At 28.3% G+C, this 626-nt stretch carries 1 protein-coding gene; it reads right to left on the reverse strand.

The window, feature by feature from the left end:
- Positions 1-145: 145 nt before the first annotated feature.
- The coding region (locus OM90_RS12845) for a hypothetical protein (RefSeq protein WP_330381867.1) at positions 146-626 on the reverse strand (481 nt) is incomplete at its 5' end.

Consider the following 626-nt stretch of genomic DNA (forward strand, 5'->3'; position numbering starts at 1 on the left):
ATCAGGTTCTTTATTTTTATCTAAGTTTTCTGCATTATTTTTTAACAAATCATCTACAACATCTCCTACAGTTACTTTTTCTCCTTCACCATATTTTACAACATCATCAATATATATAAGACAATCAAGCAGTGCTAATTGTGTTTCATTTAGTTCTCCATATGCCACTTGTTTCCACCTCGCTTATCCCAGAAATTGGATGAACCCAAATATATTTTATGCCATATTTAACAACATCTTCATCTATATTTATAGTATCACTACTCCAACCTACTTCATCAAATCTATTATCATGAACTACTACCATTTTTAACTTTCCAAATAGTTTTGCTTCCTCCATCTTTTCTACTATTTTCTTTAAACTTTCTTCTATAGGTTTTTCTTTAGCTTCACTTTCTTTAACTAATACTGTTACCTCTGATCTAAAGGTATCATCTTTTTCATATATTTCACTTACCTTAGTATCTTTATTTAATTTTTCTGAAAATACAAAGTTGACTCCAAAGTATGCATATACTTTAAAATCTTTATATATTTCTTTTACAAATTCTCCTATTGCTTTTTCATATTCATCTCTTATAATTACTCCAAAATATCCATCGGATAAACGATAGGTTCCATCTTTC

The organism is Defluviitalea phaphyphila, assembly GCF_001466305.1.
GTDB lineage: Bacteria > Bacillota > Clostridia > Lachnospirales > Defluviitaleaceae > Defluviitalea_A > Defluviitalea_A phaphyphila.